The following is a 17,677-nucleotide window of genomic DNA, read 5'->3' on the forward strand; positions in this document are numbered from 1 at the left end:
ATTTTCATTGAATCTTACGTACTGTATTGATATAATCAAAGCTAGTGTATGCCTTGCGATACTAGTAGGAGTGAGAACGTATGAATAAAGAAGAAAGAGAAAATCGAAAGTCACGTATTCGTAATTTTTCGATTATTGCCCATATCGACCATGGAAAATCGACATTGGCAGATCGAATATTAGAACGAACAGAAGCATTGTCCCAGCGTGAAATGAAAGAACAGCTATTAGATTCAATGGATTTAGAACGTGAACGTGGAATTACGATTAAGCTAAATGCCGTTGAGCTTCAGTATAAAGCAAAAGATGGGGAAACGTATATTATGCACTTAATTGATACCCCAGGACATGTTGACTTTACGTATGAAGTGTCTCGTAGTTTAGCAGCGTGTGAAGGTGCAATTCTTGTTGTGGATGCAGCGCAGGGAATAGAAGCGCAAACATTGGCAAATGTGTATTTAGCACTTGATAATAATCTTGAAATTCTTCCGGTAATTAACAAAATTGATTTACCTAGTGCCGATCCAGAACGAGTTCGCCAGGAAATTGAAGATGTAATCGGATTAGATGCTTCAGAGGCAGTATTAGCCTCTGCGAAAGCAGGTATAGGGATTGAAGAAATCTTAGAGCAAATTGTAGAAAAAGTTCCGGCACCATCAGGTGATTCAGAAGAACCTTTGCAGGCACTAATTTTTGACTCATTGTACGATGCGTATCGAGGTGTTATAGCTTATATTCGTGTCGTAAATGGTACGGTAAAAGTCGGCGATAAAGTTCGAATGATGGCTACTGGAAAGGAATTTGAAGTGCTTGAAGTCGGCGTGTTTACGCCTAAGCCAGTATTGCGCGATGAATTAATGGTCGGGGATGTAGGGTTTTTAACAGCATCTATCAAAAATGTTGGTGATACACAGGTCGGGGATACAATTACGCACAGTGATCGTCCTACTACTAAACCGCTTTTAGGGTATCGCAAAATGAATCCAATGGTATTTTGCGGTATGTATCCAATTGATACAGCGAAATACAATGATATGCGTGAAGCACTTGAAAAATTACAATTGAATGATGCGTCCCTTCAGTTTGAGCCAGAAACGTCTCAAGCACTTGGTTTTGGATTTCGTTGTGGCTTTTTAGGACTACTTCATATGGAAATTGTACAAGAACGGATTGAACGTGAATTTAAGATTGATTTAATTACGACTGCTCCTAGTGTAATTTATAAAGTATATACAACGAGTGGTCAAGAAATTGCTGTAGATAATCCTTCGAACATGCCGGAGCCTCAAAGTATTGATCGTATTGAAGAACCATATGTCAAAGCGACAATTATGGTACCAAATGATTTCGTCGGAGCGGTTATGGAAATATGCCAAGGAAAACGCGGGTCATTTATTGATATGCAATATCTAGATGAAACTCGTGTTACACTTACGTATGAAATTCCGCTTTCAGAAATTGTATATGATTTCTTTGATCAGTTGAAGTCCAGTACAAAAGGATATGCATCGTTTGACTATGAACTAATCGGCTATAAGCCATCCAAACTTATGAAAATGGATATTTTATTAAATAATGAAAATGTAGATGCCTTGTCTATCATTGTTCATAAAGATTCCGCCTATGAACGTGGCAAGACAATTGTAGATAAGCTGAAAGAGCTGATTCCAAGACAACAGTTTGAAGTACCGATTCAAGCAGCAGTTGGTATGAAAATTGTTGCACGGTCAACCATTAAAGCTATGCGTAAAAATGTGTTAGCGAAATGCTACGGCGGTGACATTTCTCGTAAGCGTAAACTCCTTGAGAAACAAAAAGAGGGGAAAAAACGGATGAAAACGATAGGGTCTGTTGAAGTGCCGCAAGAAGCATTTATGGCAGTCCTTCGTATGGATGATACAAAATAAGCTATAATAAAAATAAATGAGGTTTACGGTATTGGACCGCTATACAAAAATCTTGTACTAACAAGAATTTCGTATGGCGGTCCATATTTTCATCAATCGTAAAAGGGGGAGAGAATTTGACGCGAGCAGCCTATATACACATTCCTTTTTGTCAGCATATTTGTCACTATTGTGATTTCAATAAAGTATTGCTTGCTAACCAACCGGTTGATCAGTATTTAGACTATTTAGAGAAGGAAATGCAACAAGTCTTGCAACGAACGCCATTTGAGGAGCTTGATACCATTTTTGTTGGTGGAGGAACTCCTACGGCATTATCGATGCATCAAACAGAGAAACTCCTGTCGATGATTGAGAGTAATTTAAAACCGTTTGGTTCAAATTATGAGTATACGTTCGAGGCGAACCCTGGTGACTTACCAAAGGAAAAATTGCAATTGCTTCTAGAAGGGGGAGTGAATCGTCTTAGTTTTGGTATTCAAACATTTGATGATGGACTATTGAAAAAAATTGGACGATCTCATACAAAGCGAGATGCGATTGAGGCCATTGAGGATGCAAAAAAAGTAGGATTTACTAATATTAGTGGGGATTTAATATACGCTTTACCAGATCAAACTATACAAGATGTAAAGGAAGCGCTACATATCGCTATGCTACTAGAATTGCAGCATATGTCAGCTTATTCGTTAATTGTGGAACCGAAGACTGTATTTTATAACCTAATGAAGCGTGGAAACCTACATTTGCCAAGCGAGGATCATGAAGCAAACATGTATGAATATATTATGCAAGAAATGGAAAAGAATCAATATCATCAATATGAAATAAGTAACTTTGCAAAATCGGGTTATGAAAGCAGACATAATATAACCTATTGGAATAATGAAAGCTACTATGGATTTGGGGCAGGAGCACATAGCTATGTATCTGGGCAACGTATTCAAAATGCGGGACCTTTAAAACAATACTTTACACTGATTGATAAGACCGGATATCCACATCATGAGGTGCATGATGTGACGAAGCAAGAAAAAATGGAAGAAGAAATGTTTTTAGGACTTCGTAAAACGGAGGGGGTAAGTAAGTCGGTCTTTAAGCAAAAGTTTCATGTAACCATGCATGAAAAGTTTAATAAACAAATCCAGATGAATAAGCAACGAGGATATATAGAAGAGACAGAAGATACTGTTCGGTTAACGAAGCTGGGAACATTATTAGGAAATGAAGTGTTTCAATCATTTCTTCTCGAATAACAATCGTTTTGCATTGACAAGAACATGGTTAGTTTGGTACTTTAATAATAGATTTAGCACTCAAAGGTTAAGAGTGCTAACAGAGGTGATAATAGATGCTGTCAGAACGTCAACTCTTAGTGTTACAAATTATCATCGACGATTTCATTCATTCTGCGCAGCCAGTTGGCTCCCGTACATTGTCGAAGAAAAAAGAGATTACCTTTAGCTCAGCTACAATTCGTAATGATATGGCAGATTTGGAGGAGCTTGGGTATATAGAAAAAACCCATAGTTCATCAGGACGAGTTCCTTCAGAAAAGGGATATCGGTTTTATGTGGACCATTTGTTGGCACCGCAGCATTTGCCGCATGATGAAATAGTTCAGGTTAGAAATATATTTACTGAGAAAATGCTTGAAATGGAAAACATTGCACAGCAATCAGCGCAAATTCTATCTGATTTAACGAATTATACTGCAATTGTTCTCGGTCCAAAAGTTACAGAAAATAAATTGAAACGTGTACAAATCATTCCACTTGGAAACGATACGGCCGTTGCGATTATTGTAACGGATTCTGGTCATGTTCAAAGTAAAACCATTACCATTCCAGTATCTATGCATATGAATGATTTGGAAAAAATGGTTAATATTTTAAATGAAAAGTTGGCTGGAATTTTACTTTCTGACCTTCATCATAAGTTGTATCAAGAAATTGCTTACGTTTTGCGTCAGAATGTTCAAAATTACGATCAAATCATGCAACTTTTGGACGGCACGTTAACATTACCAATTTCGGAGAAACTTTATTTTGGAGGAAAAACCAACATATTGACGCAGCCAGAGTTTAACGACATTAATAAAGTACGTTCTTTATTAAATATGATTGAACATGAGCAAGAATTTTATCATTTGTTGCGTAACAAAAAAGTAGGAATTCAAGTGAAAATCGGTCATGAGAACAATTCATCTGCGATAGAAGATTGTAGTCTTATTACGGCTACGTACTCCCTTGAGGATGAATTGTTAGGTACGTTTGCTATACTTGGACCGACTCGCATGAATTATTCACGGGTGATTAGCATATTAGATCTTTTCTCTTCGCAATTGTCCAACGTGTTTCAAAGGTTGAATCAAAGCAAAGAGTGAGGCAAAATAGAACATGATATTTAGTTTCATAAGGGAATTCATTTAAGGGAGGTGAAATGTTTGAAAGAACGTAATGAGCAAGTTACAGAAGAATCTGTGGCAGAACAAGAAGTGGTAGAAGAAGTGGTAGAAGAAGTTGAACAAGAGGAACAGGCTGAACAAGAAGAACTTTCAGAGCAAGACAAGAAGATTGCTGAATTAGAGGCAAAGCTTTCTGAAACCGAAAATCGCCTGTTACGATTGCAAGCTGATTTTGACAATAATCGTCGCAGAGTGCAGCTAGATCGTCAAGCTGCAGAAAAATATCGTTCACAAAGTCTTGTATCTGATATTTTACCTGCTCTAGATAGCTTTGAACGAGCGATGAAAGTGGAAGTAAACGATGAACAATCGAAGTCTCTTCTTCAAGGAATGGAAATGGTACTTCGCCAGCTTACAGAAGCTCTACTGAAAGAAGGAGTGGAAGTAATTGAGGCGGTAGGAAAAGAATTTGATCCAAACCTACATCAAGCGGTTATGCAAGTAGAAGAACCATCTCTTGAATCAAACATTGTTGTAGAAGAATTTCAAAAGGGTTATAAATTAAAGGATCGAGTGATTCGACCATCAATGGTTAAAGTAAATCAGTAACACTACATATATTAGGAGGTTTCGTCATGAGTAAAATTATTGGGATTGACTTAGGTACTACAAATTCTTGCGTTGCTGTAATGGAAGGCGGAGAGCCTAAAGTTATTGCAAATCCAGAAGGAAATCGCACAACTCCATCTGTTGTTGCATTTAAGAATGAGGAACGTCAAGTTGGGGAAGTTGCTAAGCGTCAAGCTATTACAAACCCAAATACAATTATTTCTATTAAACGTCATATGGGCACAGATTATAAAGTAGAAGCAGAAGGAAAACAATTTACACCGCAAGAAATTTCAGCAATCATTTTACAAAACTTAAAAGCTACTGCTGAAGAATACCTAGGTGAAACAGTAACGAAAGCTGTTATTACTGTTCCTGCATACTTTAACGATGCACAACGTCAAGCTACAAAAGATGCTGGACGTATTGCTGGACTTGAAGTAGAACGTATTATTAATGAACCAACAGCAGCTGCACTTGCATATGGATTAGATAAGCAAGATACAGAGCAAAAAATTCTTGTGTATGACCTTGGTGGTGGTACATTTGACGTTTCTATTCTTGAACTTGCTGAAGGAACATTCGAAGTAATTGCAACAGCTGGAGATAATCGCCTTGGTGGTGACGACTTTGACCAAGTAATTATTGATTACTTAGTTGAACAATTCAAGAAAGAAAATAGCATCGACCTTTCTAAAGATAAAATGGCATTGCAACGTTTAAAAGATGCAGCTGAAAAAGCAAAGAAAGATCTTTCAGGTGTAACATCTACACAAATTTCATTACCGTTCATTTCTGCTGGAGCAGCAGGTCCTCTTCATCTTGAAGTATCTTTATCACGTGCGAAATTTGATGAACTTACAGCTGGTCTTGTAGAAAGAACGTTAGAACCTACGCGCCGTGCACTTCGCGATGCTGGATTAAATGCAGCAGAACTAGATAAAGTTATTCTTGTTGGTGGATCTACTCGTATTCCAGCTGTACAAGAAGCTATTAAACGTGAAACAGGAAAAGAACCATTTAAAGGTGTAAATCCTGATGAAGTAGTTGCATTAGGTGCGGCTATTCAAGGTGGCGTGCTTACTGGAGATGTGAAGGGCGTACTTTTACTTGATGTAACTCCGCTTTCACTTGGTATTGAAACAATGGGCGGCGTGTTTACAAAATTGATTGAACGTAACACAACGATTCCAACAAGCAAATCTCAAGTATTCTCTACAGCAGCTGACAGCCAAACGGCAGTTGATATTCACGTGCTTCAAGGGGAACGCCCAATGGCATCTGATAACAAAACATTAGGTCGCTTCCAACTTTCTGATATTCCACCAGCACCACGCGGTGTCCCACAAATCGAAGTTACATTTGATATCGATGCGAACGGTATCGTAAATGTACGTGCGAAGGATCTTGGAACGAATAAAGAACAAGCTATTACAATCCAATCTTCTTCAGGTCTTTCTGACGAAGAAGTAGATCGTATGGTGAAAGAAGCAGAAGCTAACGCTGATGCGGATAAAGCAAAAAAAGAAGAAGTAGATTTACGTAACGAAGCAGATCAACTTGTCTTCCAAACTGAAAAGCTTGCGAAAGACTTAGAAGGTAAAGTGGAAGAAGCTGAGATTGCTAAGGCTAATGAAGCGAAGGATGCTTTGAAAGCTGCAATTGAAAAGAATGATTTAGAAGATATTCGTGCGAAGAAAGATGCACTGAATGAACTTGTACAAGGCTTAACAGTAAAACTATATGAACAAGCTGCGCAAGCACAGCAAGCTGGTCAAGCAGATGGTGCAGAAGCGAAGAAAGATAACGTAGTAGATGCAGATTATGAAGAAGTAAAAGACGATAAATAATAGGTCGTATCTGAAAAAAGTCAAAGTCAAGTATGCCTTGGCTTTGACTTTTTTTCTATTAGAAAGGGTTGTAGTTGCTATTGCATCTAAGGTTGCAAAGGGCTTTCTTGCAATGTTACAATTACCTTTATGTGAAAGGAGTCGGGGGATTAAACTATGAGTAAAAGAGACTATTATGAAGTGTTAGGCGTAAGCAAAACAGCTTCTAAAGATGAAATAAAAAAAGCATATAGACGTTTAGCAAAGAAGTATCATCCTGACGTTAGCACGGAGGAAAATGCAACAGAAAAATTTAAAGAAGTACAAGAAGCTTATGAAGTATTAAGTGACGAAAATAAGCGTGCTTCGTATGATCAATTTGGTCACGCTGATCCGAACCAAGGATTTGGTGGTGGAGGTTTTGAAGGCGCAGGCTTTGGTTTTGAAGATATCTTCAGCACATTCTTTGGTGGTGGTGGTGGAAGAAGACGCGATCCAAATGCACCACGTGAAGGTTCAGATTTACAATATTCTATGACTCTTAATTTCGAAGAAGCAATTTTTGGCAAAGAAATGGATATTGAAATTCCAAGTGAAGAAAATTGTGATACATGTAAAGGTACAGGTGCAAAGCCTGGAACGAAAAAAGACACATGTTCACACTGCGGAGGAACAGGTCAGGTGAGCGTAGAACAAAATACGCCATTTGGACGTATTGTTAATCGACGTGCATGTTCGCATTGCGGGGGAACGGGTCAAATTATTAAAGAAAAATGTACGACATGTCATGGTAAAGGGAAAGTTAACAAACGAAAGAAAATTCACATTAAAGTTCCAGCTGGAATAGATGATGGACAACAAATTCGAGTTTCTGGAAAAGGCGAACCTGGCATAAATGGTGGCCCAGCAGGAGATTTGTATGTAGTCATTCGCGTGCGTCCTCACGAATTCTTTGAACGGAACGGAGATGACATTATTTGCGAAATGCCACTTACCTTTATGCAAGCAGCGCTAGGTGATGAAGTAGAAGTTCCAACCGTACAATCTAAGGTAAAGCTGAAAATACCTGCCGGAACACAAACGGGAACAGAGTTTCGTCTAAAGGGAAAAGGTGCACCTAACGTAAGAGGCTATGGACAAGGGGATCAATATGTAATTGTTCGTGTCGTAACACCTACAAAGTTAACAGCTAAGCAAAAGGAATTGTTCTCAGAACTTGCGAAAGAAGGCCATGAAGAGTTGAAAGAAGACGGTTTGTTTGCAAAGCTGAAACGAGCATTTAAAGGATAAAGACGGGTAGAAGACATGAGTAGGAGTTGTTAATAGCATGAAATGGATTGAATATAGCATCCATACGACGCAATTTGCAGTCGAGCCGATTTCAAATATACTTCACGAAGCAGGAGCAAGTGGTGTATCCATTGAAGATGTGGCTGATTTAACGAAAAAACGTGAACAGCAATTTGGTGAAATTTATGATTTGAATCCGCATGATTATCCTACTGAAGGTGTGACAGTAAAGGCATATTTTCCTGAGACGGATACACTAGAAGAATTGTTTCAAAATGTAAAACAGGAAATTGACCACTTAGCATCGTTAGATATTCCACTCGGAAAAAATGATGTTAGTATTAAGGAGGTACGGGAAGAAGACTGGGCCACATCGTGGAAACAGTACTATCACCCTGTAACTGTTTCAGAAACATTTACGATTGTCCCAAGCTGGGAGGAATATTCTCCTGCCCCAGGTGAACATATTATAGAATTGGATCCGGGTATGGCTTTTGGAACAGGAACACATCCAACAACTGTCATGAGTATACGTGCACTTGAAAAAACGGTAGAGCGCGGTGATCATGTCATTGACGTTGGGACGGGTTCCGGTATACTAAGTATTGCAGCGGCTAAGTTAGGTGCTGCATCTGTAAAGGCATACGATTTAGACATCGTTGCAGTGGAAAGCGCACAAGCAAATGTTACTCTTAATCATACGGAACATATTGTATCTGTGGCTCAAAATAATCTCTTACATGATGTTGAAGGCACTGTGGATGTAATTGTAGCCAATATATTAGCTGAAATTATTTTATTATTTGTAGAGGATGCAGCAAAAGTAGTGAAAGAAAGCGGAATCTTCATTACTTCGGGAATTATTGAATCCAAAGAATTTGAAGTGAGAGCAGCCCTAGAGAGTGCTGGATTTACGATTGAAGAAGTACTCCATCAGGAAGATTGGGTAGCTATTATAGCAAGAAATAAAGCAAAATAAAATTTAAAATAAGTTGAAATCTTATGTAAAGGGGGATGTTTCCCCCTTTACTTGTTCAAAGAGTATCATGCAAAAAAGGTTGTGCAATGCAGCTAATCCTTATTATGCTAGCAGTAGTATAGAACTTGTTTGCTTTCGCTTGGTAAGAAAAATATTAGTAGGGTGATACGATGCAACGTTATTTTGTAAATAAGCTAGAAGATGATACTTTTTTCATAGACGGTGACGATGCACATCATATAGTGCGTGTCATGCGAATGGAACAAGGTGATGAGTTGTACTGTTGTATCAACGGAAAAACAGCTCTTTGTACCATTTCTGAGCTTTCGTCTACGAGTGTACAAGCGACTGCTGTAGAATGGATAGAGGAAAGAAAAGAACTTCCAATCTTTGTTACAATTGCGAGTGGACTGCCGAAGGGGGATAAACTTGAACTCGTGTTCCAAAAAGGAACTGAGCTTGGTGCATCCGCTTTTTTACCGTTTCAAGCGTCGCGTTCTATTGTGAAATGGGATGGAAAGAAAAGTGAAAAAAAAGTTGAAAGATGGGCTAAAATTGTAAAAGAAGCTGCTGAGCAATCCCACCGAGCTACGATTCCCTCTGTGCAAGAACCAATGTCCTTTCAGAAGCTTCTTTCTGCAAGTGAGGAGTATGATGTATGCATCGTTGCCTATGAAGAAGAGGCGAAGCGAGGCGAAAAAGCAAACTTTGCAAAAACATTGGAAAGCTTAAAAAATGGGCAGCGTTTGCTCATTGTATTTGGCCCAGAAGGTGGTTTAACAGAGCAAGAAATAGAGAATTTACTACAGTATGGTTTTGTATCGTGTAGTTTAGGTCCAAGAATATTACGAACGGAAACAGCCCCATTATACGCACTATCTGCTGTTTCGTATCATTTTGAATTAATGAGGTGATAATATGTCTTCAGTTGCATTTCATACATTAGGCTGCAAAGTAAATCATTATGAAACGGAAGCCATTTGGCAGCTGTTCAAAGAAAATGGATATGATCGAACAGAGTTTGATCATAGAGCCGATGTATATGTTATTAATACGTGTACCGTTACGAATACGGGAGATAAAAAGAGCAGACAGGTAATTCGCCGTGCTGTTCGTCAAAATCCAGATGCAGTCATTTGTGTAACGGGATGTTATGCACAAACTTCACCAGCAGAAGTTATGAATATTCCCGGAGTAGATATTGTCGTAGGTACACAAGATCGTCATAAAATGCTTGGTTACATTGAACAATTTAAAGAAGAACGAGAGCCAATCAATGGTGTGCATAATATTATGAAAGCACGTGTCTATGAAGAAATGGACGTTCCTTATTTTACAGATCGTACGCGTGCATCTCTTAAAATCCAAGAAGGATGCAACAATTTTTGTACGTTTTGCATTATTCCTTGGGCACGTGGGCTAATGCGTTCTCGGGATCCAAAAGAAGTAACCCAGCAAGCAAGACAGCTTGTAGATGCTGGATATAAAGAAATCGTACTAACAGGTATTCATACAGGTGGGTATGGGGAAGACTTAAAAAATTATAATTTAGCAATGCTTCTTCGCGACATGGAGAAGGATGTACCAGGATTGAAACGCCTTCGTATTTCTTCTATTGAAGCAAGTCAAATTTCAGATGAAGTAATTGAAGCACTCCGTAATTCAAGCGTAGTAGTCCGCCATCTTCATATTCCGCTTCAATCAGGTAGCAATACGGTACTAAAACGGATGAGACGTAAATATACGATGGAGTTTTTTAAAGAACGTTTGGACCGTTTAAAGGAAGTATTTCCTAGTCTTGCAATTACTTCTGATGTCATTGTTGGTTTTCCAGGTGAGACAGAAGAAGAATTTATGGAAACATATAATTTTATTAAGGATAATCAATTTTCTGAGCTGCATGTATTTCCTTATTCCCAACGTACAGGTACGCCAGCAGCACGTATGGAAGATCAAATATCTGAAGAAGTGAAAAATGAACGTGTACATCGCTTAATCGCATTATCAGATCAACTGGCAAAGCAATATGCATCACAGTTTGAGGATGAAGTGCTTGAAATTATTCCTGAAGAGCATAGCGAAGGACAAACGCTTGTGGGTTATACGGATAATTATCTAAAAGTGCATATGGATGGTCCTGATGAGTTAATTGGAAAACTTGTTCGAGTTAAGATTACAAAAGCAGGTTACCCATTTAATGAAGCAACATTCGTTCGTGTAATGGATGATGAACATGCCTCAGCAGATGAAGCTAGTGCTTAAGTGAAAGGAGTCTAGAAATGGATTATGCAAAGTTAATTGATCATACGTTGCTTAAGGCAGATGCTACGAAAGATAGTATTATAAAGCTATGTGAGGAAGCAAAAACCTATCATTTTGCATCGGTTTGTGTGAATCCAACTTGGGTAGAGACCGCAGCACAATTGCTTCAAGAAAGTGATGTATCGGTATGTACAGTTATCGGATTTCCACTTGGTGCCAGTACGTCAGAAACGAAGGCATTTGAAGCAAGTCTTGCAATTGAAAAGGGTGCCAAGGAAGTTGATATGGTAATCAACATTGGTGCGTTAAAGGATAAGCAAGACGAGCTTGTTGAAAAGGATATACGAGCAGTTGTTGAAGCAGCAAAGGGAAAGGCTACTGTAAAGGTTATTATAGAAACGTGCCTCTTAACAGATGAGGAAAAGGTGCGGGCATGTGAGCTAGCTGTTACAGCAGGGGCTGACTTTGTAAAGACATCTACTGGTTTTTCAACTGGCGGAGCAACGGTTACTGATGTAGCACTTATGCGGCGAACAGTCGGACCAAGCATCGGGGTAAAGGCTTCTGGCGGTATTCGTGATTTGGCAAACGTAGAAGCAATGGTACAAGCAGGTGCATCGCGAATCGGAGCAAGTTCCGGTGTAGCAATTGTAAAAGGACAAAGATCTACGTCAGATTATTAATATTTCCATGAAATAAAGAGAATTTCTTCTTGTATATTTAATAGATAATGGAAGTTTTCTTTCTGTTTCGGTTGACCGAAATCATAAAAATGTATTATAATCGTTTAAGACATGCTGAAGAAATGGTATATTTCGCATGACTTAGAGTAGTGTAAGTGGATGTTTCGGAGGGAGGGAAATAATAATGTCTAAAACAGTCGTTCGTAAAAACGAGTCTTTAGAGGATGCACTTCGTCGTTTCAAACGCACAGTTTCTAAATCTGGAACACTTGCGGATGCAAGAAAACGCGAATTTTACGAAAAGCCAAGCGTAAGACGCAAGAAGAAATCCGAAGCAGCTAGAAAGCGTAAATTTTAAGAGAGGGTGTTAATATGAGTCTTCTCGATCGTTTAAATGAAGATATAAAACAAGCGATGAAGAGTAAAGAAAAGGATCGACTTTCTGTGATCCGTATGGTTAAGTCTTCTTTAAAGTACGAGGAGATTAAGCTTGGACAAGAGCTAACGGAAGAGCAAGAGCTTACCGTTTTATCTCGTGAAATGAAGCAGCGGAAAGACTCCCTCCTTGAATTTGAAAAAGCTGGTCGTGAAGACCTTGTGGATAAAGTGAAAGACGAAGTAAAAGTCTTAGAAGTATATCTTCCAGAACAATTAAGTGAAGAAGAATTAACTGCGATTATTAAGCAAGCGATTGCTGATATAGGAGCATCTTCTAAAGCTGATATGGGAAAAGTAATGGGCAAGGTCATTCCTAGCGTAAAGGGAAAGGCTGACGGTTCATTAGTTAATAAACTTGTTTCACAGCTTTTAGCATAAAAAAAGACGTCTAATATAGACGTCTTTTTTTTCTATGCTTTTTTCTTTTTTTGTGCTAGTGAAGCCCTTTCCTTCATACATTTGAGATGAGAGGGGGGTCTTTAATGAAGAATTTGCAGCGGGTAAAGGATTGGCTTACAAAGCAGATGGACCTGCCTAGCGATGTATTGATGGATCTTCCACGCATTACTTTAATTGGACAAATTCACATTTACATAGAAAACCATAGAGGACTGTTGCTGTTTTCGGATAAGGAGGTACGCTTACTGCTGAAAAAAGGGCAACTGTTAATTAAGGGTCATTCCTTTGTCATCAAGACGATACTCCCAGATGAAATGTTACTTGAAGGTATGATTGAACAAGTGTTATTTCTAGATGAATAATGGGGGAGACGTATGAAAAACCATTGGATGATTTTCTTTTTTGGCTATGTGAGAGTATCGCTCCAGGGACGAGGAATAGAAAGATTTTTAAATGAATGCGTTCGTCAAAAAATGATAATTTGGAATGTGAAAAAGCTAGGAGAAGAGCATGTAACTTGTTATATGCATCTGGCTGATGTGAAACAAATTAGAGTGATTCTTCGTAAGCATGAATGCGAGTTACATTTCACAGGACGCTATGGTTTACCTTTTTGGAGAAAACGTCTCCTTCGTAATAGTGGCTTTACAATCGGTTTTTTCCTTTGCTTCGTTCTTATTCTCCTACTATCAAATATAGTTTGGAGGGTTGAGATTAAAGGAGCAAAGCCAGATACAGAATATCTATTGATTAAGGAATTAGAAAAAATGGGTGTGAAACAGGGAAAATTACAATTTCAGCTTCCAGATATTGAAACGATTCAACGAACACTCACCAATAATGTAAGCTCAGTTACATGGATTGGAGTTGAACAAAGAGGCACTTCCTATCACTTTCAGGTAGTAGAGAAAAATGAGCCTAAAAAAGAAGAACCGCTTAGTCCTCGAAATTTAGTTGCAAAAAAAGAGGCAGTTATAACGAAAATTTTTATAGAGGAAGGAAAACAAATAGTAGCTGTCAATGAACGGGTGGAAAAGGGACAGATTCTAGTGTCCGGCATATATGGTAAGGAGGATAATCCGATACGGGTAGCAGCTAAAGGGATTGTACTAGGGGAGACATGGTATGAATCGAATGTAGAGGTTCCAATTAAAACGACGTTTCAAGTATTTACAGGGGAGTTTCTACGAAAACATTATCTTGTATTTGGCAATACTCGTATGTTGGTGTGGGGATTTGAAAACAATACGTACAAGCAGTTTAAAGCAGAAGAATATAAGTATCCAATTCGTTTTTTCGGGTGGACCTTGCCAGTGCGTTATGAAAAAGTAATTGTTCGTGAGGAAGAACCGGCGACTAGGGAATATACGGAGCAACAAGCAATTGACGCTGGAATGGTAATGGCGCGCGAAGATGTAAAGAAAAAATTGGATGAAAATTCCTCTGTCATAAGTGAAAAAGTTTTGCACAAGGTAGTTGATAATGGTACATTAAAGTTATCAGTATATTTTAAAGCAGTTGAAAACATAGTCGCGACCGAACCGATAACGGAATCCAATATTCAAGGAGATTGAGTAATGGCCGAACAACTAGTAGAGTTGAAGCAACAAGTTGAAAATCATAATGAGGCAGCTGCACTCTTTGGTGTGCAAGATGCTAATTTAAAACTTATTGAACGTGAGCTTCACGTATCAATTGTAACACGAGGAGAAACCTTGCGAGTGTCTGGTTCACAAGAAGCAGTAAAACTCGTTGAAGACATTTTGCAGCGCTTGCTTGCTGTCATTCGAAAGGGTGTTTCCATTTCTGAACGCGATGTAGCATATGCAATTGGGCTCGGCCATTCTGGAGGCCTTGAACATTTTGAGGAATTGTATGAAGAAGAGCTCATTAAAAATGCAAAAGGGAAACCAATCCATGTTAAAACGATGGGGCAAAGACAATATATTCATGCCATGAAAAAAAATGATCTCGTCTTTGGTATTGGTCCTGCTGGTACAGGAAAGACATATTTAGCTGTAGTAATGGCAGTACAAGCACTGAAAACCAATCGTGTAAAGCGCATTATTTTAACGAGACCTGCTGTTGAAGCTGGAGAAAGTCTTGGCTTTTTACCAGGGGACTTAAAGGAAAAGGTAGATCCGTATTTACGCCCTTTGTACGATGCACTCCATGATATTCTCGGTCAGGATCATACGCAGCGTATGATTGAACGTGGTACGATTGAAATCGCACCGCTCGCTTATATGCGTGGACGCACACTAGATGATTCCTATGTTATATTGGACGAAGCTCAAAATACAACAGGTGCCCAAATGAAAATGTTCTTAACCCGATTAGGATTCGGATCGAAGATGGTGATTACTGGAGATCCGTCGCAGGTCGACTTGCCCCGAGGCGTGAAATCAGGATTAACGAGTGCTAGAAGCATTCTGGCTGACGTAAACGGCATTTCTTTTGCTGTGCTTGAACAATCTGATGTAGTGCGCCATCCGGTCGTTCAGCGAATTATTGCTGCATATGAAAAGGTAGAATAAAGGTGACCCACATTGGGGATGACTTATGAGTCATCTCTTTTTGTTTGCATTATACCTCCTCCTAGTTGTTAAAGAATGAAAGAGAAAGAATTGGCGTTCCGAACTTTATTTTTATATGATAAGATTATATGTAATGTTTTCAGTAGGGTACAACAGATAGTATGTGGAGAGAGGAGCACGTATCTCAATGTCTAGGTCCGGTAATATCTCTCAGTGGTTCAGACAATTTATTTGCTCAAAAATGACGAATCAATTGATGTACATTTTGTTAGGAGTTATATTGTTTGCTACATTGGCAAGCAATGTGAAGCCAGATGAACTTAATATAAATCTGTTAACTATCGCTAAGAAAACGATTCATTCGCCAATTACAATAGAAGATAAGGCGACGACTGAAAAGAAGAAACGTGAGGCGGCTCAAAAGGTTGAAGATCAATATACGTATCGAAGCGAGTATAAACAAAATCGAATTGATATTGTGAATTCAGTTTTTGATGCAGTAAAGGAAGTGGAAGATGAAATAAAAAATGCCCCCGTACCTCAAGGGCAGCCTCAGATTCCCGTGTCACAGGCAGATAAATTAGATAAGCTTAAGAAAAAACTGCCAAATGATTTAACGAACGTTATGACAGATCAAGGATTGCTTCCCTTTCTAGATGCGACACAAGATCAGCTTACGGTAGCCAGAGAATCCACAGTTACGGCTGTAAATAATTTAATGAGCAACCATATTAAAATTAATGAGGCGGATCAAGCAAAGGAACAAATAGCGAATGAGCTACGATTTGCAAACGTAAATGATAAATTCAAGGCTTCCATAATCGCTCTTGGTCAGTATTCGGTCGTTCCCAATTATTTTTATGATCCGGGTACAACGAAGGAACGAAAGCAGATGGAAATGGATGCCGTTGCTCCTGTTTATATATTGCAAGGTCAAGTCCTTGTAAAAGAAGGCGATACGATTACACGGGAAGTCTATGATCAGCTTAAACTAGTAGGTTTAGTAGATAATCAAAATCCGTTGCAACCTTATATTGGACTAGTTATTATACTTGTCATTCTCCTTTACTTCGTTTACCGACAATTTTCTCCGTTTTTAAAGAAGAAAAGGGATGCTATTCCTTATTTGTTGGCGTATACCATTATACTATCGATAACTTTATTTCTAATGAAAACAATTAGTTTGTTTCAAAAAGTTGAATATACGGAAATGGGATATATTGTTCCCGTTGCGATGGGGACGATGCTAGTAAAACTGATGATTGGGGATCGCTTCGTTTTACTAACTAGTGTGGTTCTCTCCATTAGTGGAAGTATTATGTTTAATGAAGGTGTGACGAACACATTTAACTATTCGATTGGGTTGTATATGCTTCTTAGTGCGCTGTCAGTAAGTGTATTTATTCGTGAAAAGAATCGGAGAAGCATGATTTTACAAGCGGGTATATTTATTTCTATGTTTAATGTTGTCGTACTATCTTCCCTGTATTTGCTTCGAAATGGACAATTTTCGATCATTGAGATTAGTATTCATCTTATGATGGCTGCTACTTCAGGTATTCTTTCTTCTATTTTGGTTATGGGGATTTTGCCTTATTTAGAAAGTGGTCTTGGTATTGTTTCTACCATAAAATTGATGGAGTTAGGTAGTCCTAACCATAAATTACTTCGTAAAATTTTGCTGGAGACACCTGGAACGTACCATCATAGTATTATGGTTGCAAACTTAGCAGAAGCAGCGTGTGAGGCAGTTGGAGCAAACGGATTACTAGCACGTGTAGGTGCTTATTATCATGATATTGGAAAAACGATGAGGCCTCATTTCTTTATTGAAAATCAGATGGGAATCGAAAATCCTCACAATTTAATTAAACCGGAGGCGAGTCGGAACATTATTTTTTCTCATGTATCTGAAGGAGTGAAGCTACTAGAGGAAAATAAAATACCAAGAGAAATTATAGACATTGCTGCACAGCATCATGGAACAACGCTGCTGAAATATTTTTACCATAAAGCATTGCAAGAAGATAAAGAAGCATATAGTGAAAGTATGTTTCGTTACCCGGGTCCGAAAGCTACTTCAAAAGAATCGGCCATTGTAGGAATTGCAGACAGTATAGAGGCGGCTGTTCGTTCATTACAATCCCCTACAAAGGAACAAATTGAGCAGTTCGTGAAGGGCATTATACAGGAACGCCTGCTGGATGAACAGTTCAGTGAATGCGATTTAACCTTTCGTGAACTGCAGATTATTGAAAAAACATTACAGGAAACATTGAATGGAATTTTTCATTCGCGTATTAAGTATCCTGACGTATCAGAGGAGTAGAGATAAAA

The 17,677-nt window shown here is 38.6% G+C and carries 16 protein-coding genes; all 16 read left to right on the plus strand.

Annotated elements, in window-relative coordinates; all coding sequences use genetic code 11:
- The first annotated feature begins 80 nt into the window (after window positions 1-80).
- On the plus strand, window positions 81-1,907 hold the full coding sequence (gene lepA / locus ACAN53_RS01760; protein ID WP_379966122.1) for a translation elongation factor 4: 1,827 nt from the start codon (window positions 81-83) through the stop codon (window positions 1,905-1,907).
- 116 nt (window positions 1,908-2,023) lie between these two features.
- Window positions 2,024-3,163 (plus strand): radical SAM family heme chaperone HemW, encoded by a 1,140-nt coding sequence (gene hemW, locus ACAN53_RS01765; protein ID WP_379966125.1) that lies wholly within the window; start codon window positions 2,024-2,026, stop codon window positions 3,161-3,163.
- Window positions 3,164-3,258: 95 nt separating this feature from the next.
- Complete coding sequence (hrcA, locus tag ACAN53_RS01770; protein ID WP_379966128.1) at window positions 3,259-4,293, plus strand: heat-inducible transcriptional repressor HrcA; 1,035 nt, start codon at window positions 3,259-3,261, stop codon at window positions 4,291-4,293.
- Window positions 4,294-4,353: 60 nt separating this feature from the next.
- Window positions 4,354-4,923, plus strand: coding sequence for a nucleotide exchange factor GrpE (gene grpE, locus ACAN53_RS01775; RefSeq protein ID WP_379966131.1), 570 nt, complete (start codon window positions 4,354-4,356; stop codon window positions 4,921-4,923).
- Window positions 4,924-4,949: 26 nt separating this feature from the next.
- Complete coding sequence (dnaK, locus tag ACAN53_RS01780) at window positions 4,950-6,773, plus strand: molecular chaperone DnaK (protein WP_379966134.1); 1,824 nt, start codon at window positions 4,950-4,952, stop codon at window positions 6,771-6,773.
- Window positions 6,774-6,929: 156 nt separating this feature from the next.
- The gene (gene dnaJ, locus ACAN53_RS01785; RefSeq protein ID WP_379966137.1) at window positions 6,930-8,042 is read left to right on the plus strand and encodes a molecular chaperone DnaJ; all 1,113 of its coding nucleotides are present in this window, start codon (window positions 6,930-6,932) and stop codon (window positions 8,040-8,042) included.
- Window positions 8,043-8,079: 37 nt separating this feature from the next.
- Window positions 8,080-9,021 carry a 50S ribosomal protein L11 methyltransferase gene (gene prmA, locus ACAN53_RS01790; protein WP_379966139.1) on the plus strand — a complete coding sequence of 314 codons (942 nt, stop codon included), beginning with the start codon at window positions 8,080-8,082 and terminating at the stop codon, window positions 9,019-9,021.
- A gap of 170 nt (window positions 9,022-9,191) precedes the next feature.
- Window positions 9,192-9,935, plus strand: coding sequence for a 16S rRNA (uracil(1498)-N(3))-methyltransferase (locus ACAN53_RS01795; protein WP_379966142.1), 744 nt, complete (start codon window positions 9,192-9,194; stop codon window positions 9,933-9,935).
- Window positions 9,936-9,939: 4 nt separating this feature from the next.
- Window positions 9,940-11,283: a tRNA (N(6)-L-threonylcarbamoyladenosine(37)-C(2))-methylthiotransferase MtaB gene (gene mtaB / locus ACAN53_RS01800; protein ID WP_379966145.1), complete on the plus strand. Its 1,344-nt coding sequence runs from the start codon at window positions 9,940-9,942 to the stop codon at window positions 11,281-11,283.
- 17 nt (window positions 11,284-11,300) lie between these two features.
- On the plus strand, window positions 11,301-11,966 hold the full coding sequence (gene deoC / locus ACAN53_RS01805) for a deoxyribose-phosphate aldolase (RefSeq protein WP_379966148.1): 666 nt from the start codon (window positions 11,301-11,303) through the stop codon (window positions 11,964-11,966).
- Between the two features lie 184 nt (window positions 11,967-12,150).
- Window positions 12,151-12,324, plus strand: coding sequence for a 30S ribosomal protein S21 (gene rpsU / locus ACAN53_RS01810; protein ID WP_379966151.1), 174 nt, complete (start codon window positions 12,151-12,153; stop codon window positions 12,322-12,324).
- 14 nt (window positions 12,325-12,338) lie between these two features.
- The gene (locus ACAN53_RS01815) at window positions 12,339-12,782 is read left to right on the plus strand and encodes a GatB/YqeY domain-containing protein (RefSeq protein WP_379966154.1); all 444 of its coding nucleotides are present in this window, start codon (window positions 12,339-12,341) and stop codon (window positions 12,780-12,782) included.
- A gap of 104 nt (window positions 12,783-12,886) precedes the next feature.
- The gene (gene yqfC / locus ACAN53_RS01820; RefSeq protein WP_379966157.1) at window positions 12,887-13,165 is read left to right on the plus strand and encodes a sporulation protein YqfC; all 279 of its coding nucleotides are present in this window, start codon (window positions 12,887-12,889) and stop codon (window positions 13,163-13,165) included.
- 12 nt (window positions 13,166-13,177) lie between these two features.
- Window positions 13,178-14,377 carry a sporulation protein YqfD gene (gene yqfD / locus ACAN53_RS01825; RefSeq protein ID WP_379966160.1) on the plus strand — a complete coding sequence of 400 codons (1,200 nt, stop codon included), beginning with the start codon at window positions 13,178-13,180 and terminating at the stop codon, window positions 14,375-14,377.
- A gap of 3 nt (window positions 14,378-14,380) precedes the next feature.
- On the plus strand, window positions 14,381-15,340 hold the full coding sequence (locus ACAN53_RS01830; protein ID WP_379966163.1) for a PhoH family protein: 960 nt from the start codon (window positions 14,381-14,383) through the stop codon (window positions 15,338-15,340).
- Between the two features lie 187 nt (window positions 15,341-15,527).
- Window positions 15,528-17,669 (plus strand): HD family phosphohydrolase, encoded by a 2,142-nt coding sequence (locus tag ACAN53_RS01835; RefSeq protein ID WP_379966166.1) that lies wholly within the window; start codon window positions 15,528-15,530, stop codon window positions 17,667-17,669.
- Window positions 17,670-17,677 lie beyond the last annotated feature (8 nt).

This window comes from Ectobacillus soli, from assembly GCF_042610425.1.
Taxonomy (GTDB): Bacteria; Bacillota; Bacilli; order Bacillales; family Bacillaceae_G; genus Ectobacillus.